This is a genomic window from Flavobacterium sediminilitoris, assembly GCF_023008245.1.
In the GTDB taxonomy this organism is placed as follows: Bacteria; Bacteroidota; Bacteroidia; order Flavobacteriales; family Flavobacteriaceae; genus Flavobacterium; species Flavobacterium sediminilitoris.
Genome location: NZ_CP090145.1, coordinates 3,206,795 through 3,232,701 on the forward strand (window position 1 = coordinate 3,206,795; position 25,907 = coordinate 3,232,701).

Sequence of the window (25,907 nt, forward strand, 5' to 3'; positions counted from 1 at the left end):
TATTTTTTTAAATTGGCTTGTAGAATTTTTCAAATATACAGATGATTTTTTAAAGATTTTCTTTTGAGTAGAAAAAAAAATTGTAGATTTGCGTACCATTTTAACTAAAAAACTAATATAAATGTTACTATTAATCCTTTATGTAATTATAACTGGCCTTGTTGCTGTAGGCTTAGTTAAACTTATTGATAAATTTTTACCTAGTGGTGCTAGAATTGTAGTTTCTATACTTTTATGGGCTGCCACATTTTTCTTAGGTTATCTTATCTACAATTCAATAATGAAACCTATTGAATTTGATAAAGCTAAAAATGATCGTTATAAAGTAGCTGTGCAAAAAATGATTGATATCAAAAAAGCACAGTTAGGTTACAAAACGGTTTATGGTGAATATGCAGATTCTTTTGATAAGCTTGTCAAATTTATTGAAACTGATAAATTTGCAATTGTAACTAGAAAAGATACTGCAGTTATTGATGTAGTTAAAAATAAGGCTTTTGGTATTATTACTGATGCTACTGGTAAAGGTGGTTTCTATAAAGATATCATTATTAAAGACACTTTAGGATATGTAACTGTAAAAGATTCTTTATTTAAAGATAATGATAGATACAAACATTTAGGTCTTGTTAAATTTAAAGAAATAGAAGTTCCTGTAGAAATGAAAACAAGTTTTGTAATTAGAAATGAGACTAAATTACCTGTTTTTCAAGCTACAATCGATAAAAATGCTTTACTTGAAGGTTTAGATGAAGATTTATTAGCTCAAGAAAATAAAGTAGAAGATATCAATGAAATTAATGGAGATAAAATAACACTAGGTTCTTTAGTAGAAATTACACTAACTGGAAACTGGCCAAAAAGATATGGTAATAACGACTAACGATATTACACAAAAAAATTATAAAAAATTGTCCATTCAGGTATCTCTGAGTGGACTTTCTTTTTGTGTTTTCGATTTAATTACAAAAAAAGTCATTACTCACAATAATATTGAGTTTGAAAAAAATAAAGTTATAGAAGAGCAACTTTGGAAAGTTTTTATTGATAATCCCATTTTGATTAATTCTTATGATGAAATTATTGTTTTACACGATAATAATTTAAACACCTTTGTTCCTGATGCTCTTTTTGATGTGAATCAAATAGGAAGTTATCTTCAGTATAATGTAAAAGTTTTTGAAACAGATTTATTCAATTATGATAGTATTGAAAATTACAATATTAATAATGTTTATGTTCCATACGTAAATATCAATAATTTTTTACTTGATCAATTTAGTAGTTTTGATTACAAAAATGTAAACACTATCTTAGTAAAAAAGATTTTAGATCTTTCAATTGGAAATAATGATAAACAAGTTTTTGTTCATTTTCAACCTGATAGTTTTCAAATAATTGTTGTAAAAAATCAGTTATTATTTTTATTTAATTCTTTTGAATATTCAACTCCTGAAGATTTTATTTATTATTTATTATTTACCTATGAACAATTACAGTTGAGTCCGGAAACAATTTCAACACAATTACTAGGAAACATAGAAAAATCTAGTGATTATTTCAAAATCGCATATAAATTTATTAGACATTGTGATTTATTAAATACAGAAAAATTAATAAATGTAATTGGTAAGACAGATATTGAAATTCGTAATAACTTCATATTATTTCATTCATGAGAATCATTTCAGGAAAACACAAAGGAAGAAGAATAGTTGCTCCAAAAAAATTGCCCGTTAGACCAACTACAGATATGGCTAAAGAAGCTCTATTTAATATTATTAATAACTATTTCAATTTTAGCGATTTAAAAGTATTAGAATTGTTTGCAGGAACAGGGAATATAGGCTATGAATTTGGCTCAAGAGGAAATATAAGTGTAATTGCTGTTGATGCTGATTTTGGTTGTGTAAATTTTATAAAAAAAACAGCTACAGAATTAGAATTAGACATTACGGCCATAAAATCTGATGTCTTTTCATATTTAGATCGTTGTAATTCGTCTTTTGATATTATTTTTGCTGATCCTCCTTATGATTTATCACAAGATAATTTTGAAAAAATAGCTATTCAAATATTTGACAAAGGGATAATTGAAGAAGAAGGTATGTTAATTATTGAACATTCAAAACACACTAAACTTAACCATTTGAGTAATTTTTCATTCGCCAAGCATTATGGTGGAACAGTATTTTCTTTTTTTGAATTTGAATCAAATGATGAAGAAGTAGGCGATGAAGAAAATGAAAATGATTTATAATCCCCATGATATTACACAATAATAATTTAAATAAACAGTATTTATTATTACTACTGTTTATTTAAATCTATTTCTTTTTTGAAAGACTTATTTAAACTCATTAACCATTTTTAGAATTGTTTCAATTCCTTTTTGAGTTTCTTCATCTTCATTATTAATAAAATTTTTGTTGTAACCTGAATCAAGCTCAATTTCATCATTAACAAAAGAAGTAATACTTTCAATTATTTCAACGCTATCAATTGTTAAAATTTTTTTTATTAATTCTATTTTTAACTCCTTAATTTCCATAAATATTGTTTTTTACTAAAGTTAATAAATTTTATTTTTAAAACAATATTTATTTATTTTTTAACCAATAAATAACATTTTGGAGATCTAATATAAAAAAATGCAGACCTATAAGCCGGATTCTGTATTATGCAAGAGCATAACCCTTATCATTTATCTAGATTTTACATTACTGCAAAATTCAAGCTGTCTACCCTTCAACATCGAACGAGTAGTTCTTATTTAGCCTAAACTAAAATTGTTGATATACTTGACATTTCACCGCATAGAGTTTACCTGGTTTCACTACAGCATTATCTGTACATACTTTCTGTTGCACTTGTCCTCACTTTTCAGCGGATGGGCGTTACCCATTATGCTACTCTTTGGTGTCCGGACTTTCCTCCTTCTTGTTACCAAGACGACGATAAGGCGGTCTGCGAGGCAAATATAGGTATTAAACCTTCCTTATGCAATAGAATCTCTAATGATACAATCTCATTTTTTAAGAATAGAGGGTTTTCATTAACTTATTTTAAGTTTATCAATCCTGTAGAAGTAAAAAAACATCCATAAGCATCTGAAATAATTCCTAAGTCGAATTGTAAGTTATTAAATGTGCTTTTATTTACATCTGAATAAATCTGTCTATGCCCAATTTATAGCATCTCTAAAAGTACCTAATTCTTCAACAAATAATGAGCTTATTTACAAATAACTTAAAAAAATGATATTCACTACTGTAAAATTAAAAACTGACTTTTAAAGACTACTTTAACATTACTTTCTATAGAAAGCTTTATAAAAATCGTAACTTTATAGAAATGAACATTTAAACTTAAAACCATGTCAAAAATATATCATTATGCGTCTGTTTCTGAAGCTTTAACTTTATTGAAAGAAAAAGGCTTTGTTTATGATTATAATATCCATGAAAATGAAATAATGGAGAACCCTAAAGATTTTGAAATTGTTCATATTTATAGATATGAAGGAGATTCTAATCCTGATGATGAAGCTTTTGTTTATGGAATAAAATCAAAATCTGGAGAGAAAGGTGTATTTGTTACAGGTTCGTCTGCTAATTCTATTTCTGAAGCTAGTAAAGTTTTAATAGATTTATCTATTAAAAAACATTCATGATTTTTTAGTATTTTTAGCAAAATAAAAAAAATAAATGAAGAAATTTTTCTATTTCGTACTTATTTTGATTGCTTTACTATATATATCAGTTAAAGTATTTCAGAATTATAAAGAGAATAATTTACTAAAAAATGAAGCAGTTGTAAATATCTATTTTAATTTGCCTGAAGAAGAAATTGATAGTTACTTTGGCTTAGAAAAAGGAACATTTGATAAAACAAAACACACTATTTTGTGTAGCTTTCAAAAACAAAATAATTATTTATTAGATTACTATTATAATCTCTCTATTTATAACGGAACAGATTTAATTAATTGCGATGAAAAGTTTTCAATTGAAAAACATCGTCGTTTTAAAAAATATGATATTAATTCTTCAACAATGATTGTTAGACTAGTAAATATTCGTTCTAGTAATAACTATTCTGCTAATATTTCAAATTCAATTATTGCTAAAAAAGAGGAATATATTAATATTGGTTTTGGAAAAATAAACAATATTATACTAGATAAAAATGGTGCTTCTCATTATTGTCATTAAACTAATGCTTTTTAAGGTTCACACTTGCCAATTGTAATATTTACAACTATATTTGTGATTCAATTTTTCGTATGGAACAGTTTATTGTATCAGCCCGTAAATATCGTCCACAAACTTTCAAAGATGTTGTAGGACAAAAAGCGATTACCAGTACTTTGTTGAATGCTATTGAAAACAATCATTTAGCACAAGCTTTGCTTTTTACTGGTCCTAGAGGCGTTGGTAAAACAACTTGTGCTCGTATTTTAGCTCGAAAAATTAATCAAGAAGATTATGATGATCCTAATGAAGATTTTTCTTTTAATGTTTTTGAATTAGATGCTGCTTCAAATAATGGTGTTGATGATATTAGAAGTATTATTGATCAAGTAAGAATACCTCCACAAACCGGGAAATACAAAGTTTATATTATAGATGAGGTGCACATGCTATCTCAAGCCGCTTTTAATGCTTTTCTTAAAACATTGGAAGAACCACCTAAACATGCTATTTTTATTCTTGCAACTACTGAGAAGCATAAAATTATACCTACCATTCTCTCTCGTTGTCAAATATTTGATTTCAAAAGAATTACAGTTAATGATGCGAAAGAACATTTAGCTGAAATAGCAAAAGAACAAGGCGTTACTTTTGAAGATGATGCATTACATATTATTGCTCAAAAAGCAGATGGAGCTATGCGAGATGCTTTATCTATCTTTGACAGAGTGGTTTCATATTGTGGAAATAACCTTACAAGACAAGCTGTTACAGAAAACTTAAACGTTTTAGATTTTGAATATTATATTAAAATAACCTATTTAATTTTAGAAAATAAGATTCCAGATTTATTAATTGCTTACAATGACATTTTAGCGAAAGGGTTTGATGGACATCACTTTATTTCTGGTTTAGCTTCTCATTTTAGAGATATATTAGTTTGTAAAAATCCTGCTACATTATCACTTTTAGAAGCTGGTGAAAAAGCACAGGCTTTATATGCTGAACAATCGCAAAAAGCAACACAGGATTTTTTATTAAAAGGTATTGAATTAGCAAACGAAACAGATTTAAAGTATAAAAACAGTCAAAATCAGCGTCTTTTAGTAGAACTTTGCTTAATGCAATTAGCCTCTATCACTTTTGATGGAGAAAAAAAAAAGTTAAGTCCTTTATAATTCCAGCAACTTATTTTAGAAATGCAGATTATTCTATTACTGAAGTAAAGCAAAATAATCCTAAAACAGAAGTAAAACCTACAGAAAACAAAGAAACTATTGCTGAGAACAAACCTAATACTATTCTTCCACCAGTAGAAATTAAACCTGAACCTATTATTCAGAATTTAAAAACTGAAATTGGTTCTAAAAACACTATTTCCGCTCTTTCATTATCAAGTATTAGGGCTAAAAAAGAATTAGAAGCTAAACAAATGAATCATGTGAAACATCGTGATGAATTACCAACAGAAGCTTTTACAGAAACCGATATGCGTTTAATTTGGGATAAATTTGCACAGCGTTTAACTAATCAGGGAAAAAGGTTAATGGCAACTTATATGCAAATGAATGATCCAAAACTTGAAGGAACAATTATTAAATTAGAATTACCAAACCAAAGCACTAGAGAAGAATTTTTATCAGGTAACAATGAACTTTTAGGTTATTTAAGAGGTAAATTACACAATCATGATATTACTATTGAAGTAATTGTAAATGAAACTACAGAAACAAAATATGCCTTTACTCCTATTGAAAAATATGAAAAATTGAAAAGTATTAATCCTAATCTTGAATTATTAAAAAAATTGTTTGATTTGGATGTTTAAAATATTTATCATTCTTCATATTATAAAATTTAATTACAACAACCTTTCAGTACATTCATAATTTTAAACACGTAAAATTGAAATTATAATATCATTTATCCAAGACAATTTGGGAAATCTTTTTGTTTTCTATTACCTTTTGGAATACTCAAAGAATTTGATAAACTAAATGATGGAATTACTAGATTTTTATAAGGCAGTAATCTTACAATAAAAAGTAGAAAAAACATGATAGATTATTTTTAATTATAGAAATTAACTAAAAAATGATTAATATTGATTATAAAAGAAGAATATAATGAAATTAAAATATATACTATACTTGTTTTTTATCACAACTATTAGTCACTCACAAAATCTGCTAAAAAATTTATATGATATAGATACTAATTTTCCTCCTAAAATGGAAAAATCAAAAGCATTTATTGAACAAATATGTTCAGATTTACTTATCTATAATTTAATTCCAGGAGGTAATAACTCACACCATTCTAGTTACCAGTTTGAAATAAAGTCAAAAAAATATTTAAAATTCAATCTTCCATTTACAGATTCTTTTTCAATTGAATTTTTCGATTATAAAACGAAACAACCTGTAAAAGAACATCTATTTTATGTCAATTACTATTTTCAATATCTTTCATATAATCATGAGTTTGATTTAAATAAAGAAACCTTTTCACCTTATACATATTTTACTCTTGCTACTGAAATAAATAACTATACCGAAACAGATATAGTAAGAGAAATTTTATATAATTTATACAAAGATCCTTTTGATAATAGATATTCATTAGTTATTAACGAAATAAACAAGCAAGTAAACTCAAACTTAAAACTATCGTTAGATGAGGTTTTAAATGAAGATGAGTCATTAACAATGAATGAAAAAATAGAAAATTTAACAAATGCACTATATGATCATTTTGATGAAGATTTAATGCCTATTCTATTTAAAACATTCTTTAAAGATAAATCAGATGAGAAATCACTTGAAAACATAAAGAAATTTTTTAATGATAATATTATTGAACAAGTTGATAATGTTTTACAACCAAAAATTGAAATCAATACAAATCAAAGCGCTTTTTTAAATATTCCAAATAAATACATAAGTGTAGCAAGTGAAGAGCTACATTATCTTGTAAATAATATAGAGACCATTCTTGATTTTAAAAATAAATGCCTAATTCTAAACCTTAAAAACAATTCATTAACAAAATTAATACTAAAACAAGCCACATTAGTTGAGAATGACAAAACAGTAAACAATATAGAAATAACGTCGAAAAACATCCAAATAAAAATTACTGAAACCAATACTAAATTATATATTGAGGACACTTTTAGCAAGAAAAAATATGAAATAATACTAAAAAAATAATATGAAAACAATAATATGAAAACAATAATACTCTTACTACCCTTTTTGCTAATCTCTATTGTATCTAAAGCACAAAAAAACAACTATATAGGCAATTATGAAAAGGAAATTAAAGCTATTACAGGAGAAATTTTTCAATACAAACTAGAAATTAATGCAGATAGTACATTTACCTTTCATTATTTTAGAAATATTGGTCAACCTCAAAGTATTAATGAAAACAGCTGTGGAAAAGGTACTTGGAAAATAATTAAAAATATTATACACTTTTACACTGATGTAGAAAATGATATTAACACTAAATATCAATTAAATTTCACAAACTCAAAAGGAAGATTTGATCATAAAGACAAAAAATTATTTCGTTTTTATCATTCTGATATCCGATGGATAGAAAAATTAACTATTTTAAAAGTAGATTAAAAAAACACTTTTATATTTTTAAAGTTTTATTTTTATTTTCAACTTTCTTAAAATTGAGTTAATAAATTTTAGAAATCAATAAAAAATATCTTACATTTATCTAAATAAAATAACAAAATATGAATCAAAAACCGTCAAATGCATTTATTGCAGCATCATGGATTGCTTTAGGAGCAGGAATGGCAGGATACTTAATCGGGTTATTTAGAGCTGAAATGCTTTTAAATGAAAAAGGCTATTACTTTACTATTCTAATGTTTGGATTGTTTGCTGTAATATCATTACAAAAAAGCGTAAGAGATCGATTAGAAAATATTCCAGTAACAGAATTATACTATGGTATTTGTTGGTTTGCTACAATATTATCAATTGCATTATTAGTTATTGGCTTGTGGAATGCAACATTACTACCTAGTGAAAAAGGGTTTTATGCTTTTTCATTTCTTCTGGCCATATTTGGTGCTATTACAGTACAAAAGAACACTAGAGATAGTCAACAAATAAAAAATAAAGAAGAATAACTATAATTTATAAAAGTATTTCAACTTCATTAATTTATATTTTGTTTAACTAATGTTAAGATAATACAGATTATAAAAAGCGGTATCTTTGAGATAAAATCAATTGATATGGCTAAAAAAATCAATTTCAACAAACAAAGTATTATTTCTGAATATTCAAAAATAATTTTAGAAAGTGGTAAAAGACCAAGTTCTATTTATCTTTTTTGTCAACACCTCAAAGTTGAAGAATCACAATTTTATCAATTCTTCACTAGTTTAGAACAAATTGAACAGTCTATTTTTACTACTTTTTTTGAAAGTACAATAAAGTTACTATCTGACAGTGAAGAATACAATAGTTATGATGCTAAAACAAAAGTATTAAGCTTCTATTTTACTTATTTTGAACAATTAACAGCAAATAGAAGTTTAATTACTTATTTACTACATGAAGATAAAAATCAACTTAAAAACTTAAAAAAACTAAGTGATTTACGCTCACATTTTAAGCATTTTATAGAAGAACTAGCACTCGAACCTATTAAAATTCCACAAGAATCTATTGAAAAAATCCAACAAAAAAGCATTTCTGAAATGGCCTGGATTCAATTTCTCATGACTTTAAAGTTTTGGATAGATGACACTTCACCTTCTTTTGAAAAAACTGACATTTTTATTGAAAAATCAGTGCATGCTAGCTTTGATTTAATGGATTTAACACCATTAAAAAACATCATTGATTTTGGAAAATTTCTTTGGAACGAAAAAGTAAAAGTATAGTTATGAAAACATTAGATAGCATTCCTACTTCAAAAATACAACGTGCCTCAAAATTAATTCAAACAGGAGCAAAAGTTGGTGTTAATTACTTAAAATATTATGGTGATAAACTGACTAAAACAGAAGAAGAAGCCAAAGAAAACCTAAACCTTTCAAATGCCGAAGATATTTATGATGGTTTAAAACAAATGAAAGGAAGTGCTTTAAAAGTAGCGCAAATGCTAAGTATGGAAAAAAGTATTCTACCCAAAGCTTATGTAGAAAAATTTTCATTAGCTCAGTTTTCCGTTCCACCATTATCAGCTCCATTAGTCATAAAAACCTTTAAAAATTATTTCGGAAAAAGTCCATATGAAATTTTTGACACATTTAATGCCACTTCTATAAATGCAGCTAGTATTGGTCAGGTACATGAAGCCGAATTAAATGGCAAAAAATTAGCAGTAAAAATTCAATATCCAGGTGTAGCAGATAGTATTTCTTCAGATCTAGCATTAGTTAAACCAATAGCTATTAAAATGTTTAATATCAAAGGGAAAGACTCCGATAAATATTTTAAAGAAGTAGAAAATAAATTAATTGAAGAAACCGATTATATAAACGAAGTAAAACAAAGTAAAGAAATAGCAACAGCTTGTAAACATTTGCCTAATTTATCTTTTCCAGAATATTATGAAGCATGGTCATCTGAACGAATCATTACCATGGATTGGATGTCAGGAAAACATTTATCTGAATTTACAGCTATAAATACCAATCAAGAAACAGCAAATACTATAGGTCAAGCTCTTTGGGATTTTTATATGTATCAAATGCACGTTATTAAAAAAGTACATGCCGATCCGCATCCTGGAAATTTCTTAGTATCTGATGAAGGAAAACTAATTATTCTCGATTTTGGTTGTATGAAAACTGTACCTGATGATTTTTATACACCTTATTTTGAATTGGCTAAAAAAGAGAACATTAATAATCCTGTTTTTTTTGAAGAAAAACTCTATGAGTTGGAAATTTTAAAACCAGAAGACACAAAAGAAGAAAAAGTTTTCTTTTCTACTTTATTTCATGAAATGTTAAGCCTATTTACTCAACCTTTTCATAATGAAATTTTTGACTTTTCAGATGAAACATTCTTTGGAAAAATTGCTAAATTAGGTGAACGTTATTCTAAAAGTACAGAAATTAGAAATATGAATGGTAACAGAGGTTCTAAGCACTTTATTTACATTAACAGAACCTTCTTTGGGTTATATAATCTAATGCATGATATCAAAGCTAATACTGTAGTAATTAATAATTTCTTGAAATATTAATTATTGATTTCGATATTTAAAAATAAAAAAAGCTATCTACATTAAATAGATAGCTTTTCGCATTATAATCTAAAAACTAAAAAAGTATTATCTTGAATAATTAGGAGCTTCTTTAGTAATGGTTACATTATGCGGATGACTTTCCCCTATTCCACTTGCCGTAATTCTTACAAAACGACCTGTTTCTTGAAGTGTAGGGATATCTTTTGAACCACAATACCCCATTCCTGCACGAAGTCCACCAATAAACTGTAACATACTTTCTGCTAATTCTCCTTTGTATGGAACACGTCCTACAATTCCTTCTGGAACTAGTTTTTTAACATCGTCCTCTACATCTTGAAAATAACGATCTTTTGAACCTTCTTTCATCGCTTCAACAGATCCCATTCCTCTATATGATTTAAATTTTCTTCCTTCAAAAATAATAGTTTCTCCTGGCGATTCTTTTGTTCCTGCTAATAAAGATCCTAGCATTACACAATCAGCTCCAGCTGCCATTGCTTTTGGAATATCTCCTGTATAACGAATTCCTCCATCTGCAATAACAGGAACTCCACTTCCTTTTATAGCAGCTGCAACCTCTAAAACAGCGGAAAATTGAGGAAAACCTACTCCTGCTACTACACGAGTTGTACAAATTGAACCTGGTCCTATTCCTACCTTTACTCCATCAGCTCCATTATCTACTAGATATTGTGCCGCTTCAGGTGTTGCAATGTTCCCAACAATTACATCAAGATTTGGGAAAGCTGTTTTTACAGCTTTTAATACATCTACCACTCCTTTTGTATGTCCGTGTGCTGTATCTATAATCACAGCATCTACACCTGCATTTACCAGTGCACTTGCTCTTTCTACTGCATCTGCTGTTACTCCTAAAGCTGCTGCTACTCTTAAACGTCCATACGTATCTTTATTTGCAATAGGCTTCTGCGTTAATTTTGTAATATCTCTAAAAGTGATTAACCCTGCTAGTTTATTTCCTTCTGAAACTACTAATAGCTTTTCAATTTTATGATCTTGTAGTATTTCTTCTGCTTGTTGTAATGTTGTACCTACTGTAGCTGTTACTAAATTCTTTGAAGTCATTACTTCTGTAATGGGTCTATCATTAATTTTTTCGAAACGTAAATCTCTATTCGTAACAATTCCTTTTAGTGTCATGTTATCATCTACTACAGGAATTCCTCCTATACTATGCTCTTTCATAGCTCTTTTCGCATCACCTACTGTTGCAGTTAAAGGCAATGTTACAGGATCGATGATCATTCCTGATTCAGCACGTTTTACTTTGCGTACTTCTGCAGCTTGGCGTTCAATTGACATATTTTTATGTAACACTCCAATTCCTCCTTCTTGAGCCATTGCAATTGCCATAGCACTTTCTGTAACAGTATCCATTGCAGCAGATGCAATAGGAACATTTAAAGTAATATTTCTTGAAAATTTTGATTGAATGCTAACTTCTCTTGGAAGTATTTGAGAGTAATTTGGAATTAGAAGAACATCATCATAAGTTAATCCTTCTCCAATAATTTTAGTAGTGTGTGCTTTCATCTTGCAATTTGTAGTTAAATTGCATGCAAATATAGAAAAAAAATAGAAAATTTAGTTTAGAATTTTGAAGTTTTTTCTATTTTTAAAATAGAATTTAAATAGTCACTAAACTGACAATTATTAATCATTAAAACTTAATCAAAAACAAATCACTTTTCTACACTACCAAAAATTACGCAATAAATCATTAACTTAAAAAGGGGTTCAAGTACATGTAAATACGTATTGCGAGTTTAAAAAGAATAGATTACGTTTGTAAATATAAAGAATATAATTTGTTATATACGCAAACAAGTTAAGCATAATTATATTGAAAAACTTTATCAATATATTCATTTTCTTAGTTTTAGGATGTAAATAAAATAATGGATTAAATATTATTCTTTCAAAAATTATTCTTGATGATTCTACTAAATTTAAAATTACACAACTAATTAAAATCTATAATTCTTAGTTTTTAATCATATAAAAAACAAAATTGAAGATCAAACAAGCATATCTAAAGGGAAAATCTATTTTTATAATTTCACTATTTGTAATTGGTATTACTATTTTAACTGTTTACCTTACTGGAAAAAATTATAATCGAACAGTAACTTCTAATTTATATATTTCATTATCAATAATTGGAACTATTCTTTTTTTCTTCATGACTTATGGACTCTACAAAGGAATTTGATTAACTAACAATTTTCCGAAATTTAAAAACGTTAAAACAAAAAATTGGATTACGCAATCTAATATATTACCTAACTTACCCGATATTTCCATTGGAGATGAAATTGGAGGAATAATTATCTCAATACTACTCTGGATTGGAATGACAATATTCGTTTTTATTCTTTTAATTGTATTAGAAATTATATTTTTGTCTTCTGTTTTTATACTTTTAGCAATGCTTTATTGGATATTCTTTCGAGGATTAAAGTTTATATTATCAAAATCAAATAAAACAAAAGGAAACCTAACGCTTTCAGTAATTTACTCTCTACTTTATACTTTTCTATCAATAAGTTGGATATTTGGAATTGTGTACTTAAATGAAATTTTTTCATAAAAAATGATTGAAGAAATATTTTTTACACTACAAGTAATACAAATAGATTTTTTTATAAGTTTTGGGCTATTTACAATCTTATATCTGTTTTTCTCTATTTTTATAAAAAATTCAATTATTAAGAAAATTGACGAAGAATCAAGTCAATTTATTTCTTTTATAGGAATTATCTATTTAATAGTTTGGATAACAGGAATATTCATTCAATTAAATATTCTAAATGAAGAAGATAAAACATCACTATTAAATAGAATGTTTGGAAAATATTGGTTTGGCTATTGGGTTCAACCACTACTTTGGATTTCAATTACACAACTGCTAAGAATTAAAGCTATTAGAAAAAATATCATACTAAGAATATTATTTAGTATTTTACTTATCCTTTCAATAGAGCGAATCATTATAATTATTACATCATTTCATAGAGACTATCTGCCTAGTTCTTGGACAATATATAGTGACTTCCAATTATATCCTTCTAATATTATGCTTTCTTTACTTCTAAAAATAATTTTATTTTTAACTTTTGTTGGAATATTTCATCTAATCAATAAGAAAATAAAAAGTTTTAAAAATAAATAGCATGAAAAAATACATCCAATCTGAAGACAACAAATAGATATAAGAAATTTTATATTGTTAAAAATTTAAATAAAAATGGAATATTCCACAATTAGAACGTTGTAACATAGAAAATCATCATATTTGTATCTACAAATGTTAAAAAAATTGTAACGAATTCGCTTTATATACTTTGAACTATTAGATTTGTCTTAAGGAAAACTTATACAAAAATAATGAAAGTAAAAACAATACTCTTTACACTTTTAATTCTCTCATTTTTAGGACTAATTGGCTATAGAATACTAAGCAATTCTTCAACAAACAATAAAGCAAAAAATGAAAATACTAAAAAACCTCTTTCACAGGTTAAAGGAATTATTGTTAAAGAAGAAAAATTTTCTAATATTATTTCCGTTTCAGGATCAATAGAAGCAAATGAACAAGTAGAAATAAGAAGCGAAGTATCTGGAATTGTAGAAAAGATATCATTTTTAGAAGGAACCAATGTAAACAAAGGACAAATTCTATTAAAGGTAAATGATAGTGAATTAAGAGCACAATTAGCCCAAGCCATTACAAAACAAAATTTAGCTCGTGAAAATGAAAGAAGAGCTAAGCTTTTACTCGAAAAAGAAGCCATTAGCCAAGAAGAATATGATATTGCTAGTGCCGAATATAGAAGCCTCCAATCACAAACACAATTAATTCAAGCTCAAATTGCCAAAACATCCATTAAGGCTCCTTTTTCTGGAAAAATAGGATTACGAAACATATCGCCAGGTACATACCTCACTCCTACTACCATTGTTACCAATCTAGTAAATTTAAATCCATTAAAAATTACATTTTCTATACCAGAAAAATACTCCTCTGAAATAAAAACAAACACAGAAATAATCTTTACCGTTTCAGGATCAACACAAAACTTTAAAGCCGTTATTTATGCAATAGAACCTAGTGTAGATATCAATACCAGAACTCTTTTAGTACGAGCAAAAGCAGAGAACAATGAAGGAAAACTTTTTCCAGGCACATACACAAACGTAAAACTACCATTAAGTGAAATTGAAAATGCAATTTTGATTCCTACAGAAGCTATAATTCCAATACAGAACGGTAAAAAAGTATTTATTTCAGAAAAAGGAAAAGCCAAAGAAATACTAGTAGAAACAGACACTAGAACAGAAAAATCAATACTAATTTTAAATGGTCTAAAAGCAGGAGACACACTATTAACAAGTGGGATAATGGGATTAAAACCAGAGACTCCTTTAAATGTTACAATTCAATAAGTCAAACAATTAAGAAGTTTACTTAAATAAAATATTCACATGAGCCTATCTACATTAAGTATAAAAAGACCTGTTTTAACAATAGTATTGAATCTTGCCATAATACTATTTGGCTTCATTGGCTATAAATTTTTAGGAGTAAGAGAATATCCTTCTATAGATCCAGCCCAAATTTCAATTCGAACAAATTACACAGGTGCTAATGCAGATATTATAGAATCTCAAATTACAGAACCATTAGAAAAAGCCATAAACTCCATTGACGGAATTCGAAACATAACTTCCTCAAGTAACCAAGGAAGTAGTTCTATTACAATCGAATTTAATCTAGAAAAAGACTTAGAAGAAGCTGCTAATGATGTTAGAGATAAAGTATCTCAAGCTATACGAAATCTGCCTGAAGACATTGATTCACAACCCATAGTTTCAAAAGCAGATGCTAATAGTGAAGCCATTATATCCATGACTGTTCAAAGTGAAACTCGAAATGCACTTGAACTAAGCGATTATGCCGAAAATGTCATAGGACAACGTTTAGAAACAATTCCAGGAGTAAGTGGTATTCAAATTTGGGGGCAAAAACGCTATGCCATGCGATTGTGGATTGATCCAAACAAACTATCATCTTATGGTATAACCGTTTCTGATGTTAGAAAAGCCTTAAACGAACAAAATGTAGAATTACCATCAGGTAAAATCACAGGAAACAATACAGAATTAACCGTAAAAACCCTTGGAAACCTATCTTCAGCAGAAGAATTTAACAACATTATAATTCGTTCCGATGGAGAAAAAATAATAAGACTAAGCGATATAGGATACGCAACCCTAGGTCCTGAAAATATTGAAACTCAACTTACGCAATCTGGCAAACCACTTGTAGCAGTAGCAATAGTACCACTTCCAGGAGCAAACTATATAGATATTTCAGACGCTTTTTATGAAGAATTTGAAAAATTAAAAAAGGATTTACCAAAAGACATCCAATTAAACATAGCGATTGACACAACTGTTTTCGTAAAACGATCAGTAACCGAAGTAGCAGAAACCCTATTAATATCCATTATATTAGTAATTCTAATCATTTATTTATTCTTTAGAAACTGGGCAATAGCATTTCGTCCATTAATTGATATACCTGTTTCCTTAATAGCTACTTTTTTTATAATGTGGTTATTTGGCTTCTCTATTAACGTATTAACACTATTAGCCATTGTTTTAGCAACAGGTTTAGTAGTTGATGATGGAATTGTAGTAACAGAAAATATTTTCAAAAAGGTAGAAGAAGGAATGAGTCCTATTGAAGCAGCTATAAAAGGTTCCAATGAAATCTTTTTTGCCGTAATTTCCATATCCATAACTCTAGCCGCAGTATTCTTACCTGTTATCTTTTTAGAAGGATTCGTGGGAAGATTATTTCGAGAATTTGGAGTCGTCATAGGAGCAGCAGTGCTTGTTTCTGCTTTTGTCTCATTAACATTAACACCTATGTTAAATGCCTATTTAATGAAAGGTGGTGAGCAAAAAAGAACTAAATTTTATGATATAACCGAGCCTTATTTTGAAAAATTAAACTCAGGCTATGCAACTTACTTAGAAAGATTTGTAAAGCACAAATGGATTAGTTTTGCAATCATAATATTTTGTTTTGGTCTAATATATCTATTCTTTAATATTATTCAAAAAGAAACAGCACCTTTAGATGATCGAAGCAGTTTCGTTATGAGAATGTCAACTCCAGAAGGGGCTACTTATGAATACACAGATAGATTTATGCAAGAAATATCGCAATTAGTAGACGATTCTATACCCGAAAAAAAAGTAAGTCTTGTAATATCATCACCAGGTTTTGGAGGTTCATCATCAGTAAACAGTGGCTTCATTAGAATATCATTAAAAGATCCTAGCGAAAGAGAACGCTCACAAATGGATATTGCTGATGAATTATCAAAATGGACAAAAAAATATGTTGATGTTAAAACCTCTGTAATCCAGCAGCCTACTATATCTGTAAGCAGACGAGGTGGTTTACCTATACAATACATCATTCAAGCTCAAAACTTTGAAAAACTACAAGAAAAAATTCCAGTTTTTATGGAAGAAGCAGCTAAAGATGAAACATTTTCTATGGTAGATGTAAATCTAAAATTCAATAAACCCGAAATCAACGTTACTATTGACAGAGAAAAAGCCAAAAGTTTAGGAATTTCAGTTATTGATATTGCACAAAATCTACAATTATCACTTAGTGGTCAACGTTTTGGTTATTTCATGAAAAATGGAAAACAATATCAAGTAATTGGACAATTTTTACAAGAAGACAGAGCGAGTCCGCTAGATTTAACCTCAATTTTTGTTAAAAATGATAAAGGAGAATTAATCCAAATGGATAACGTGGTTTCAATTGAAGAACAAAGCAATCCTCCGCAACTCTATCACAATAACCGATACATGTCTGCCACAGTAAGTTCTGGTTTAGCGCCTGGAAAAAGTATAAATGATGGAATTGAAGCTATGAATGCAATAAAAGCCAAAGTGTTAGACGATACATTTACAACCGATTTAGGAGGAGAATCTAGAGATTTTATAGAAAGTAGCTCAAACACCTCTTTTGCATTTGGACTAGCTTTATTATTAATTTTTTTAATATTAGCTGCTCAATTTGAAAGCTTTATTGATCCATTTATCATCATATTAACAGTTCCAATGGCAGTTGCAGGGGCATTATTTTCACTATGGCTATTTGGGCAAACATGGAATATTTTTAGTCAAATCGGAACCATTATGCTAATTGGATTAGTAACAAAAAATGGTATTTTAATTGTAGAATTTGCTAATCAACTTCGGGAACAAGGAAAATCAAAGTATGAAGCTATTATTGAAGCCTCAGAAGCTCGTTTACGACCTATTCTAATGACAAGTTTGGCCATTGCATTAGGTGCTTTACCAATAGCCCTATCATTAGGAGCAGCTTCAGCTAGTAGAATGGGAATGGGTGTTGTAATCGTAGGAGGAACTTTATTTTCATTAGTACTTACCTTATTTGTTATTCCAACTATTTATTTATTATGGTCTAAACAAAGAAAACACCGCCCTGAATTTGATAATTTAGAAAAATAAAATGATGCCTAATATTTTAAAATACATACTCCTTTTTTCTTTTAGTTTTCAACTTCAAGCACAAGAAACATTAACTCTTGAAAGTGCTATAAAAATAGCATTAGAAAACAATTATGAAATTAAAATTGCAACAAATAATTTAAAGATTGATGAAACCAATAATAATTTAGCTAATGCTGGTTTACTTCCATCTATAAATGCAACCTTAACAAATAATAATAGTCAATTAAACACAAGTCAAACTCAAGCAGATGGTTCAGTAAGAACACTTAACAACGCTAAAAATTTCAATTTAAATTATGGAATAGGATTAGATTGGACAATTTTTGATGGATTAAGAATGTTCGTAAAAAAAGAACAACTTGAAGTGTTAGAACAACAAGGCAAAACAGAACTTCAAGCTTCAATACTTTCAAAAATAAGTGATGTGTATCTTACTTATTATGATTTAGTACAACAGCAACAAGTAATGGCATCAATTGATAGTGCAATTGTTATTTCCAATCAAAGACTCACAACAGCCCGAAACCGATTTACCATTGGAAAAGCATCAAAATTAGAAGTCCTAAATGCTCAAGTAGATTTAAATACTGACAAAAGCCTTTTATTAAAACAAAAGGAAATTTATAAAACAACCAAAATCAAACTTAATGAACTATTAGCTAGAGAACTTCAAACTGATTTTAAAGTCATTCAAGATATACTTATAGAAGAAAATCTAAATTATGAAGAATTAAAAGAAATGGCTTTACAACAAAATCCACAATTACAAACCCAAATTTTATCAAAAAAACTGGTTGATTTAAATTTAAAAAACGTAAAAGGAAACCGTTATCCAACAGTCCGATTAACTTCTGGTTATAACTTTTCTCGCTCAGAAGCTTCGTTAGGTTTTATTACACAATCATCAGGACAAGGTTTTGTTTACGGTGTTTCGGCTAGTATTCCTGTTTTCAATGGCTTTTTACAAAATAAAAATGAAAAAGTAGCCAAATATGAAGTAGAAAATGCTACTTTTCTATTGGATCAACAAAAAGTAACATTAGAATCGCAAATTGCTTCCTTATTTGCAAGTTATGAAACCAACTTAGAATTAGTAAAAGTAGAAGAACAAAATACTGAAATTGCAAAACAAAATCTTGATATCACATTAGCAAAATTTAGAATTGGAACCATTACTACAATAGAATTTAGAACAGCACAACAAAATTTCATAGAAGCTTCTGTTCGCTATTCAAATGCACAATATCAAACAAAATTATCAGAAATTAACCTAAAAGAATTAGCAGGAACACTAAGCTTAAATTAATTTATTAATTTTGCGTCTTTAAAAACAAACCTTACTAAAAATGGTACAATACAACCCAAAAGACTGGATTACTTTTATATTCAGATTTCATAAATCAGATACTTTTAGAACCTTAATTCCAATGATGATTACCATTGGTTTATATTCTTATGCAGTAGCCTATTTAGAAATAGAATATTGGAAACTATCCGAAGCTAGTCATGTAAAAAACATTACCATAATGCATGGAATGTTAGGCTTTGTAATTTCCTTACTATTAGTTTTCAGAACAAATACAGCCTATGACCGTTGGTGGGAAGGAAGAAAACATTGGGGAGCATTAGTAAACAATAGTAGAAATTTAGCTTTAAAATTATCAGCCATATTAAGCGATGAAAGCGATAGAGCCTTTTTTAGAAAAATAATTCCTAGCTATGCATCTATGTTGCAAAAACATTTAACAGATGATAAAACTGCTAAGATGCTTTTTGATGATTTAGAACTACAAATCGATCAACACAAACATCGCCCTAATCAAGTAGCAAAAATGCTTATTCAAAAAATTAATGATTTGCACACAAGTGGAAAAATTTCAGGAGATCAATTAATTATAATTAATCATGAAATACAATCTTTTACAGATATTTGTGGAGCTTGTGAACGCATCAAAAACACACCTATTCCCTACTCTTACAGTGCTTTTATAAAGAAATTTATTTTCTTTTATATCATGACATTACCATTTGGTTATGTATTCAATTTAGGATACTATGTAATTCCTGTTGTAGTTTTCACCTTTTATGTTTTAGCTAGTTTAGAGCTTATTGCCGAAGAAATTGAAGACCCATTTGGAAATGATGCAAATGATTTGCCAACAGATAAAATAGCAAGCAATATTAAAAAACATGTTGAAGAAATTCTTTAAAAACTCATTTTTTAAAGAATTTAATACTATAATATCATATAATTTCTTAAATTGGAGTTCCAAATTTTTATAGTATTATGTCAATAAAAACATTACTTGATAAACCCTCACTTACACATGAAAAATCATTAAAAACATTAGTGGAAAATAGGACTATTTTCTCATTAGACCATTGCGAATTAAACATTTTTGAAACCTATAAAAAATCGGATTTAGTTCCTCTAAAATTTAATGATTTAGTAGTAACAAGTATGCTAAGAGGTAAAAAAGTAATGCATTTATTTGATGAACCAAAGTTTGAATATTTACCTGGTGAAACTGTAATAGTTCCTTCAAATGTTGAAATGAAAATTGATTTTCCAGAAGCATCAAAAGAAAACCCAACACAATGTATTGCTTTAGCTATTGATAACAAAGTAATAACAGATACTCTTTCTTTTTTAAATGAAAAATATCCAAAAGAAGGGAAAAACAATTTATGGAAATTAGATCATGAAAACTACTTCTTTTATAACAATATAGAATTAGCCAATACAATTAACAAACTTATCAAAGAATGTATGGGTACGTCTATTACAAAAGATGCTCTTGCTGATTTGACCTTGCAAGAATTAATAATACGAATTATTCAAACACAAACGGTTAAACGTTTTAATAATTCGAAAACTATAAACATTGATAGTCCTATTGTAGCCAGTATTGAATATATCAAAAACAATATTCAAAATCCAATACAATTGAAAGATTTATGTGAAAAAGCATGTATGAGTACTACTTCCTTTTATAGAAATTTTAAGAAAGAGCTAGGAATAAGCCCTATTGAATACATATTAAACGAAAAAATAAAATTTGCGAAAAAATTACTAAGCAATCCTAAAATTCAAATTAACGAAGTTTCTTATGCAACCGGATTTGAAGACTGCAACTATTTCATTCGATTGTTTAAAAAATATGAAGGTGTAACACCAAAACAGTATCAACTAATGAATTTTACAGCTCATTAATCATACGTATTTAATCGAATCTCTTCTAAATTATTCAATTCATCTTCATTAAAAATTCTATATTTTACAATAAATGTCTTATTATAAGGTGTTTCTAACGAAAACCCACCTGCTCCTATTCCATCCATAACATCTAAAGTAAAATGGGCATGTTTCCAATATTCAAATAAATCTTTATCAATCCAAAAATCAAATCCTATAATTTGACCAATGCAGACATCATTCGTTCTTGGAAAAAAAGTACCTTTTTCAAAGCACTGTGGTTGTGTACCTTCACAACATCCACCTGCTTGATAGAACATTAAATCTCCAAATTTAGTTTTTAAATTTTCTACTAATTCTAAAGCAGTATCAGTAACATCTAATCTTTTAATTTTTTCCATAAATTACTCATTTAATAATAAGCCCAGTTTTAAAAAACTGGGCTTAAAAATCTCTTATTAAAAGAACCCTAGTTTATTTTTATCATAAGAAATTAACATATTCTTAGTTTGACGATAATGATCTAACATCATTTTATGATTTTCTCTACCAACTCCAGATTGTTTATAGCCTCCAAATGGTGCTCCTGCTGGATAAGCATGATATTGATTTACCCAAACTCTTCCTGCTTTAATAGCTCTTGGAACCTGATATAATTCATGTGCATCACGAGTCCAAACACCTGCTCCTAAACCATATATGGTATCATTTGCAATTTCTAAAGCTTCTTCTGTTGTTTTAAATGTTGTTACTGCTAAAACAGGACCAAAAATTTCTTCTTGAAAAATGCGCATTTTATTATGTCCCTTAAATACGGTTGGTTGAATGTAATAACCTTCACTTAACTCACCTCCTAATACATTTTCATCACCACCAATCAATAATTCTGCTCCTTCTTCTTTTCCTAATTTTAAATAAGACATAATCTTATCTTTTTGCACTTTTGAAGACTGTGCTCCCATCATAACTGTTGGATCTAAAGGATTACCTATTTTAATTGCAGCAACTCGTTGCAAAACACGTTCTATAAACTTATCATAAATGTCTTCATGAACTAATAATCGAGATGGACAAGTACAAATTTCACCTTGATTTAGACAATATAGAACAGCTCCTTCTATTGCCTTATCTAAATAAGCATCATCATGATCCATTACTGAAGGGAAAAAGACATTCGGTGATTTTCCTCCTAACTCTAAAGTAACAGGAATAATGTTTTCAGTTGCATATTGCATTACTAAACGACCTGTTGCTGTTGAACCTGTAAAAGCAGCTTTAACTACTTTAGGATTGGTCACTAAAGCTCTTCCCAATTCTGCTCCAAAACCATTAACAACATTTAAAACTCCCGCAGGCAATAAATCACCTATTAATTCCATTAAAACTAATATAGAAATTGGAGTATTCTCTGCTGGCTTTAAAACCACACAATTTCCAGCAGCTAAAGCTGGAGCTAACTTCCACACTGCCATTAAAATTGGGAAATTCCATGGAATAATTTGAGCAATTACACCTAAAGGCTCATTTACAATTAGAGAAACAGTATTTTCATCTAATTCACTTAACGAACCTTCCTCTGCTCTAATAACACTAGCAAAATATCTAAAATGATCAATTGCTAAAGGTAAATCAGCAGCTAAAGTCTCTCTTACTGCTTTTCCATTATCTACAGTTTCCACTGCGGCTAAATATTCTAAATTATCCTCCATAATCTGAGCAATTTTATTTAACAAATTACTCCTTTCTGTGGATGAAACACGACTCCATGATGTAAATGCTTCACTAGCAGCATCAACAGCTAAATTTAAATCTTCTTTTGATGAATGAGCAGCTTGCGTAAAAACTTTTCCATCAATTGGAGAATAAACATCAAAATATTGTCCTGAAGCTGGAGCTACAAATTTACCTCCAATATAATTATCATACTTTTCTTTAAAATTTGGTCTCTGAATTAAATTACTCATAATTTTATTTTTTTTGATTCTTTCCAAATTTAATTTCAATACCTAATTATTAATAGCACATTTTATCCATTTTATAGCACAAATTTGATATTAAAGCTATTTTAACGTGTTTTTTTTACAAAAAACATAAAAATACTACTATAAAAAAGTTAAATTATCAATAAATAAGAAAAAGGATTTTACTAAAAATATATTTTAAACTAAAAGCTACAATACTTATCTTTGCAACTTTAAAATTCGATACAAAATGCGTATTTCATACAATTGGTTAAAACAATTCATTAAAATAGATTGGAATTCAGAGGACACATCTTCTCTACTAACAGACCTAGGACTAGAAGTAGAAGGCGTTGACAAGTTTGAAAGCTTAAAAGGAGGATTAGAAGGTATTGTTGTAGGACATGTATTAACATGTGAAAAACACCCTGATGCAGATAAATTAAAAATCACAACTGTTGATTTAGGTGATGGAAAAGAACCTGTTCAAATTGTTTGCGGTGCACCAAATGTAGCTGCTGGACAAAAAGTTCCTGTAGCAACTATAGGAACCAAACTATACGATAAAGAAGGAAACGCTTTTGAAATAAAGAAAGGAAAAATAAGAGGTCAAGAAAGTTTCGGAATGATTTGCGCTGAAGATGAACTAGGACTTGGAGAAGGTCATGATGGAATTATGATTCTTAACGAAGATCTTAAGCCTGGAACATTAGGGAAAGATGTTTTTGATGTAGAAACAGATGAAGTTTTCGAAATTGGTTTAACTCCAAATCGTGCCGATGCGATGAGTCATTTTGGAGTAGCAAGAGATTTAAAAGCTGGGTTAGTACTTAAAGATAAAATTATTGAATTAATAACTCCATCTGTAAGTAATTTTAAAGTTGATAAACGTACTCTGAAAGTAGATGTTTCTGTAGAAGATGACAAACTAGCTCCACGCTATTGTGGTGTTACCATTTCTGATATTACAGTGAAACCTTCTCCGTCATGGTTACAAAATAGATTAAAAGCAATTGGGTTAACTCCAAAAAACAATATTGTAGACGTTACTAATTATGTATTACATGAATTAGGTCAACCATTACATGCTTTTGATGCTAATAAGATAAAAGGAAACAAGGTAATCATTAAAACAGTTGAAGCAGGAACAAAATTCACAACACTTGATGATGTAGAACGTACTTTAGATGCAGAAGATCTAATGATTTGTCATGCAGATGGACCAATGTGTATAGCTGGTGTTTTTGGAGGAAAAGATTCTGGAGTTAATGAAAATACAACTGCTATTTTCTTAGAAAGTGCTTATTTTAACCCTGTTTCTGTAAGAAAAACAGCTAAAAGACATGCTTTAAATACTGATGCTTCTTTTCGTTTTGAAAGAGGAATAGACCCTACAATAACATCTTATGCTTTAAAAAGAGCTGCATTATTAATACAAGAAGTTGCTGGTGGAGAAATAACATCGGATATTGTTGACATTTACCCTAAGAAAATAGAAGACTTCCAAGTATTCTTAAATTTTGAAAAAGTTACAAAAGTAATAGGAGAAGAATTACCGAAAGAAATAATCAAAAAAATATTAGTTTCTTTAGATATTAAAGTTACAAACGTTACTGAAGCTGGTTTAGGATTAGTTATTCCTTCTTATAGAGTTGATGTTCAAAGAGAAATAGACGTTATTGAAGAAATTCTAAGAGTTTACGGTTACAATAATATTAAATTTACTGAAAAGTTAAATGCTACAATTGCAAATTCTTCAAGAACAGAAGAATATAAAGTACAAAATATTGTTGCAAATCAACTATGCTCATTAGGCTTCAATGAAATGATGGCTAATTCTTTAACAACACCTAATTATATTAAGCTATCTGAAAATTTAAAAGAAGAATTCAATGTAATAATGTTAAACCCATTAAGTAACGATTTGTCTGCAATGCGTCAATCTATGTTATTTTCTGGTTTAGAAGCTATTTCATTCAATATAAATAGAAAACGTGGCGATTTAAAATTATTTGAATTTGGGAAAACCTATCATAATTTACCTTCTGGATATGAAGAAAATAAGCACCTTACGTTGTTTGTAACAGGAAATAGAACAGAAGAAAATTGGGTTCAAACTCAGCAAAAATCTGATTTCTTCTTATTTAAAGGATATATAAACTCTATTTTATCAAGAGTTGGTTTAGATAGTAAAATATCTAGTTTACCAGTAGAAAATGATATTTTTTCAGAAGGAATTAGTTTAGCTATAGGAAAAGAAGTTATTGTAGAATTTGGAACTGTTAAGAAATCAATTTTAAAACACTTTGATATTAAACAAGAAGTTTTATATGCTGATATTAATTGGGGAAAAATTCAAAAATACGTTTCTAACAAAATTAAGTTTACTGATATCCCAAAATATCCTGAAGTACGAAGAGATTTAGCCTTATTATTAAACAATGCAACAACCTTTGAAGAAGTTTATAAAATTGCTAAACAAACTGAAAAGAAGCTATTAAAAGATATTAATCTTTTTGATGTATACCAAGGTAAAAACTTACCAGAAGGTAAAAAATCATATGCTGTTAGTTTCATTATTCAAGATGAGAACAAAACCTTAAATGATAAGGAAATTGAAAAAATCATGTCTAAACTACAAACTAATTTCGAAAACCAATTAGGAGCTAGTTTGAGATAAGACTAATATAATCTATAAAAAAACTCGTTTAGAATTTCTAAACGAGTTTT

Annotated in this window: 25 protein-coding genes and 1 other RNA gene; 20 read left to right on the forward strand and 6 right to left on the reverse strand. The window is 28.3% G+C overall.

Annotation, left to right across the window (positions count from 1 at the left end; translation table 11 throughout):
- Positions 1–121: 121 nt before the first annotated feature.
- From LXD69_RS14725 to LXD69_RS14735, 3 genes are read left to right on the forward strand one after another with little or no spacing between them, the layout of a single operon-like run.
- On the forward strand, positions 122–883 hold the full coding sequence (locus tag LXD69_RS14725; protein WP_045967276.1) for a hypothetical protein: 762 nt from the start codon (positions 122–124) through the stop codon (positions 881–883).
- Positions 867–1,679, forward strand: a complete 813-nt coding sequence (locus LXD69_RS14730) for a DUF3822 family protein (protein WP_246915944.1) — start codon at positions 867–869, stop codon at positions 1,677–1,679. Before LXD69_RS14725 ends, LXD69_RS14730 begins: the two co-directional genes overlap by 17 nt.
- Positions 1,676–2,260, forward strand: a complete 585-nt coding sequence (locus LXD69_RS14735; RefSeq protein ID WP_045967273.1) for an RsmD family RNA methyltransferase — start codon at positions 1,676–1,678, stop codon at positions 2,258–2,260. The genes LXD69_RS14730 and LXD69_RS14735 overlap by 4 nt, the downstream gene beginning before the upstream one ends.
- A gap of 87 nt (positions 2,261–2,347) precedes the next feature.
- Here the strand turns inward: LXD69_RS14735 and LXD69_RS14740 are convergent, their stop codons facing one another.
- Entirely contained in the window at positions 2,348–2,551 is a 204-nt protein-coding gene (locus LXD69_RS14740) for a hypothetical protein (RefSeq protein ID WP_246915945.1), read from the reverse strand.
- 95 nt (positions 2,552–2,646) lie between these two features.
- Positions 2,647–2,974: RNase P RNA component class A (gene rnpB / locus LXD69_RS14745), an RNA gene on the reverse strand.
- A 402-nt stretch (positions 2,975–3,376) separates the two neighbouring features.
- On the opposite strand from rnpB, the gene LXD69_RS14750 reads away from it, so the two are divergent.
- From LXD69_RS14750 to LXD69_RS14765, 4 genes are all read left to right on the forward strand, one after another.
- Positions 3,377–3,673: a hypothetical protein gene (locus LXD69_RS14750; protein WP_045967271.1), complete on the forward strand. Its 297-nt coding sequence runs from the start codon at positions 3,377–3,379 to the stop codon at positions 3,671–3,673.
- 34 nt (positions 3,674–3,707) lie between these two features.
- A complete protein-coding gene (locus LXD69_RS14755; protein WP_246915946.1) occupies positions 3,708–4,214 on the forward strand; it encodes a hypothetical protein in 507 nt (168 codons plus the stop codon).
- 71 nt (positions 4,215–4,285) lie between these two features.
- The gene (gene dnaX / locus LXD69_RS14760; protein WP_045967268.1) at positions 4,286–5,371 is read left to right on the forward strand and encodes a DNA polymerase III subunit gamma/tau; all 1,086 of its coding nucleotides are present in this window, start codon (positions 4,286–4,288) and stop codon (positions 5,369–5,371) included.
- A gap of 254 nt (positions 5,372–5,625) precedes the next feature.
- Entirely contained in the window at positions 5,626–6,021 is a 396-nt protein-coding gene (locus LXD69_RS14765) for a hypothetical protein (protein ID WP_052705109.1), read from the forward strand.
- Positions 6,022–6,116: 95 nt separating this feature from the next.
- Here the strand turns inward: LXD69_RS14765 and LXD69_RS18025 are convergent, their stop codons facing one another.
- Complete coding sequence (locus LXD69_RS18025) at positions 6,117–6,251, reverse strand: hypothetical protein (protein ID WP_255350295.1); 135 nt, start codon at positions 6,249–6,251, stop codon at positions 6,117–6,119.
- A 68-nt stretch (positions 6,252–6,319) separates the two neighbouring features.
- On the opposite strand from LXD69_RS18025, the gene LXD69_RS14770 reads away from it, so the two are divergent.
- From LXD69_RS14770 to LXD69_RS14790, 5 genes are all read left to right on the forward strand, one after another.
- On the forward strand, positions 6,320–7,405 hold the full coding sequence (locus LXD69_RS14770) for a hypothetical protein (protein ID WP_246915947.1): 1,086 nt from the start codon (positions 6,320–6,322) through the stop codon (positions 7,403–7,405).
- 15 nt (positions 7,406–7,420) lie between these two features.
- Positions 7,421–7,828 carry a hypothetical protein gene (locus tag LXD69_RS14775; RefSeq protein WP_246915948.1) on the forward strand — a complete coding sequence of 136 codons (408 nt, stop codon included), beginning with the start codon at positions 7,421–7,423 and terminating at the stop codon, positions 7,826–7,828.
- A gap of 119 nt (positions 7,829–7,947) precedes the next feature.
- A complete protein-coding gene (gene yiaA / locus LXD69_RS14780) occupies positions 7,948–8,349 on the forward strand; it encodes an inner membrane protein YiaA (protein ID WP_045967261.1) in 402 nt (133 codons plus the stop codon).
- Between the two features lie 108 nt (positions 8,350–8,457).
- Complete coding sequence (locus LXD69_RS14785) at positions 8,458–9,111, forward strand: TetR family transcriptional regulator C-terminal domain-containing protein (protein ID WP_246915949.1); 654 nt, start codon at positions 8,458–8,460, stop codon at positions 9,109–9,111.
- Between the two features lie 2 nt (positions 9,112–9,113).
- Positions 9,114–10,424, forward strand: coding sequence for an ABC1 kinase family protein (locus LXD69_RS14790; protein WP_246915950.1), 1,311 nt, complete (start codon positions 9,114–9,116; stop codon positions 10,422–10,424).
- A gap of 87 nt (positions 10,425–10,511) precedes the next feature.
- Here LXD69_RS14790 and guaB read toward each other — a convergent pair whose 3' ends face one another.
- Positions 10,512–11,984, reverse strand: coding sequence for an IMP dehydrogenase (gene guaB, locus LXD69_RS14795; RefSeq protein ID WP_045967257.1), 1,473 nt, complete (start codon positions 11,982–11,984; stop codon positions 10,512–10,514).
- A gap of 478 nt (positions 11,985–12,462) precedes the next feature.
- Between guaB and LXD69_RS14800 the strand changes: the two genes are divergently transcribed.
- The 7 genes from LXD69_RS14800 to LXD69_RS14830 all read left to right on the forward strand — a co-directional run bounded on the left by LXD69_RS14800 (position 12,463) and on the right by LXD69_RS14830 (position 21,234).
- A complete protein-coding gene (locus LXD69_RS14800) occupies positions 12,463–12,663 on the forward strand; it encodes a hypothetical protein (protein WP_246915951.1) in 201 nt (66 codons plus the stop codon).
- A 381-nt stretch (positions 12,664–13,044) separates the two neighbouring features.
- Positions 13,045–13,623 carry a hypothetical protein gene (locus tag LXD69_RS14805; protein WP_246915953.1) on the forward strand — a complete coding sequence of 193 codons (579 nt, stop codon included), beginning with the start codon at positions 13,045–13,047 and terminating at the stop codon, positions 13,621–13,623.
- Between the two features lie 215 nt (positions 13,624–13,838).
- The gene (locus LXD69_RS14810) at positions 13,839–14,897 is read left to right on the forward strand and encodes an efflux RND transporter periplasmic adaptor subunit (protein WP_246915954.1); all 1,059 of its coding nucleotides are present in this window, start codon (positions 13,839–13,841) and stop codon (positions 14,895–14,897) included.
- Positions 14,898–14,936: 39 nt separating this feature from the next.
- Positions 14,937–18,017, forward strand: coding sequence for an efflux RND transporter permease subunit (locus LXD69_RS14815; protein ID WP_246915955.1), 3,081 nt, complete (start codon positions 14,937–14,939; stop codon positions 18,015–18,017).
- A 1-nt stretch (position 18,018) separates the two neighbouring features.
- Positions 18,019–19,326, forward strand: a complete 1,308-nt coding sequence (locus tag LXD69_RS14820; protein ID WP_317236300.1) for a TolC family protein — start codon at positions 18,019–18,021, stop codon at positions 19,324–19,326.
- 40 nt (positions 19,327–19,366) lie between these two features.
- The gene (locus tag LXD69_RS14825; RefSeq protein WP_246915956.1) at positions 19,367–20,230 is read left to right on the forward strand and encodes a bestrophin family protein; all 864 of its coding nucleotides are present in this window, start codon (positions 19,367–19,369) and stop codon (positions 20,228–20,230) included.
- 77 nt (positions 20,231–20,307) lie between these two features.
- Entirely contained in the window at positions 20,308–21,234 is a 927-nt protein-coding gene (locus LXD69_RS14830; RefSeq protein ID WP_317236301.1) for an AraC family transcriptional regulator, read from the forward strand.
- Here LXD69_RS14830 and LXD69_RS14835 read toward each other — a convergent pair.
- Together LXD69_RS14835 and LXD69_RS14840 are read right to left on the reverse strand one after the other, a co-directional pair.
- Positions 21,231–21,617 carry a DUF779 domain-containing protein gene (locus tag LXD69_RS14835; RefSeq protein WP_045967241.1) on the reverse strand — a complete coding sequence of 129 codons (387 nt, stop codon included), beginning with the start codon at positions 21,615–21,617 and terminating at the stop codon, positions 21,231–21,233. The two genes, LXD69_RS14830 and LXD69_RS14835, sit on opposite strands and share 4 nt — an antisense overlap.
- 57 nt (positions 21,618–21,674) lie before the next feature.
- Positions 21,675–23,180: an aldehyde dehydrogenase family protein gene (locus tag LXD69_RS14840; RefSeq protein WP_045967239.1), complete on the reverse strand. Its 1,506-nt coding sequence runs from the start codon at positions 23,178–23,180 to the stop codon at positions 21,675–21,677.
- A 247-nt stretch (positions 23,181–23,427) separates the two neighbouring features.
- Here LXD69_RS14840 and pheT point away from each other — a divergent pair, with 247 nt between their 5' ends.
- Positions 23,428–25,857 (forward strand): phenylalanine--tRNA ligase subunit beta, encoded by a 2,430-nt coding sequence (gene pheT, locus LXD69_RS14845; RefSeq protein ID WP_045967238.1) that lies wholly within the window; start codon positions 23,428–23,430, stop codon positions 25,855–25,857.
- The last annotated feature ends 50 nt before the right edge of the window (positions 25,858–25,907 follow it).

What these genes read in the sequence shown, in the direction of transcription:
- guaB (WP_045967257.1), bottom strand. Translation starts at nt 11,984, where the DNA reads ATGAAAGCACACACTACTAAAATTATTGGAGAAGGATTAACTTATGAT.
- LXD69_RS14775 (WP_246915948.1), top strand. Translation starts at nt 7,421, where the DNA reads ATGAAAACAATAATACTCTTACTACCCTTTTTGCTAATCTCTATTGTA.
- LXD69_RS14735 (WP_045967273.1), top strand. Translation starts at nt 1,676, where the DNA reads ATGAGAATCATTTCAGGAAAACACAAAGGAAGAAGAATAGTTGCTCCA.
- yiaA (WP_045967261.1), top strand. Translation starts at nt 7,948, where the DNA reads ATGAATCAAAAACCGTCAAATGCATTTATTGCAGCATCATGGATTGCT.
- LXD69_RS14730 (WP_246915944.1), top strand. Translation starts at nt 867, where the DNA reads ATGGTAATAACGACTAACGATATTACACAAAAAAATTATAAAAAATTG.
- LXD69_RS14740 (WP_246915945.1), bottom strand. Translation starts at nt 2,551, where the DNA reads ATGGAAATTAAGGAGTTAAAAATAGAATTAATAAAAAAAATTTTAACA.
- LXD69_RS14840 (WP_045967239.1), bottom strand. Translation starts at nt 23,180, where the DNA reads ATGAGTAATTTAATTCAGAGACCAAATTTTAAAGAAAAGTATGATAAT.
- LXD69_RS14805 (WP_246915953.1), top strand. Translation starts at nt 13,045, where the DNA reads ATGATTGAAGAAATATTTTTTACACTACAAGTAATACAAATAGATTTT.
- LXD69_RS18025 (WP_255350295.1), bottom strand. Translation starts at nt 6,251, where the DNA reads ATGTTTTTTCTACTTTTTATTGTAAGATTACTGCCTTATAAAAATCTA.
- LXD69_RS14750 (WP_045967271.1), top strand. Translation starts at nt 3,377, where the DNA reads ATGTCAAAAATATATCATTATGCGTCTGTTTCTGAAGCTTTAACTTTA.
- LXD69_RS14835 (WP_045967241.1), bottom strand. Translation starts at nt 21,617, where the DNA reads ATGGAAAAAATTAAAAGATTAGATGTTACTGATACTGCTTTAGAATTA.
- LXD69_RS14815 (WP_246915955.1), top strand. Translation starts at nt 14,937, where the DNA reads ATGAGCCTATCTACATTAAGTATAAAAAGACCTGTTTTAACAATAGTA.
- pheT (WP_045967238.1), top strand. Translation starts at nt 23,428, where the DNA reads ATGCGTATTTCATACAATTGGTTAAAACAATTCATTAAAATAGATTGG.
- LXD69_RS14770 (WP_246915947.1), top strand. Translation starts at nt 6,320, where the DNA reads ATGAAATTAAAATATATACTATACTTGTTTTTTATCACAACTATTAGT.
- LXD69_RS14755 (WP_246915946.1), top strand. Translation starts at nt 3,708, where the DNA reads ATGAAGAAATTTTTCTATTTCGTACTTATTTTGATTGCTTTACTATAT.
- LXD69_RS14820 (WP_317236300.1), top strand. Translation starts at nt 18,019, where the DNA reads ATGATGCCTAATATTTTAAAATACATACTCCTTTTTTCTTTTAGTTTT.
- LXD69_RS14725 (WP_045967276.1), top strand. Translation starts at nt 122, where the DNA reads ATGTTACTATTAATCCTTTATGTAATTATAACTGGCCTTGTTGCTGTA.
- LXD69_RS14810 (WP_246915954.1), top strand. Translation starts at nt 13,839, where the DNA reads ATGAAAGTAAAAACAATACTCTTTACACTTTTAATTCTCTCATTTTTA.
- LXD69_RS14785 (WP_246915949.1), top strand. Translation starts at nt 8,458, where the DNA reads ATGGCTAAAAAAATCAATTTCAACAAACAAAGTATTATTTCTGAATAT.
- LXD69_RS14790 (WP_246915950.1), top strand. Translation starts at nt 9,114, where the DNA reads ATGAAAACATTAGATAGCATTCCTACTTCAAAAATACAACGTGCCTCA.
- LXD69_RS14765 (WP_052705109.1), top strand. Translation starts at nt 5,626, where the DNA reads ATGAATCATGTGAAACATCGTGATGAATTACCAACAGAAGCTTTTACA.
- LXD69_RS14830 (WP_317236301.1), top strand. Translation starts at nt 20,308, where the DNA reads ATGTCAATAAAAACATTACTTGATAAACCCTCACTTACACATGAAAAA.
- LXD69_RS14825 (WP_246915956.1), top strand. Translation starts at nt 19,367, where the DNA reads ATGGTACAATACAACCCAAAAGACTGGATTACTTTTATATTCAGATTT.
- dnaX (WP_045967268.1), top strand. Translation starts at nt 4,286, where the DNA reads ATGGAACAGTTTATTGTATCAGCCCGTAAATATCGTCCACAAACTTTC.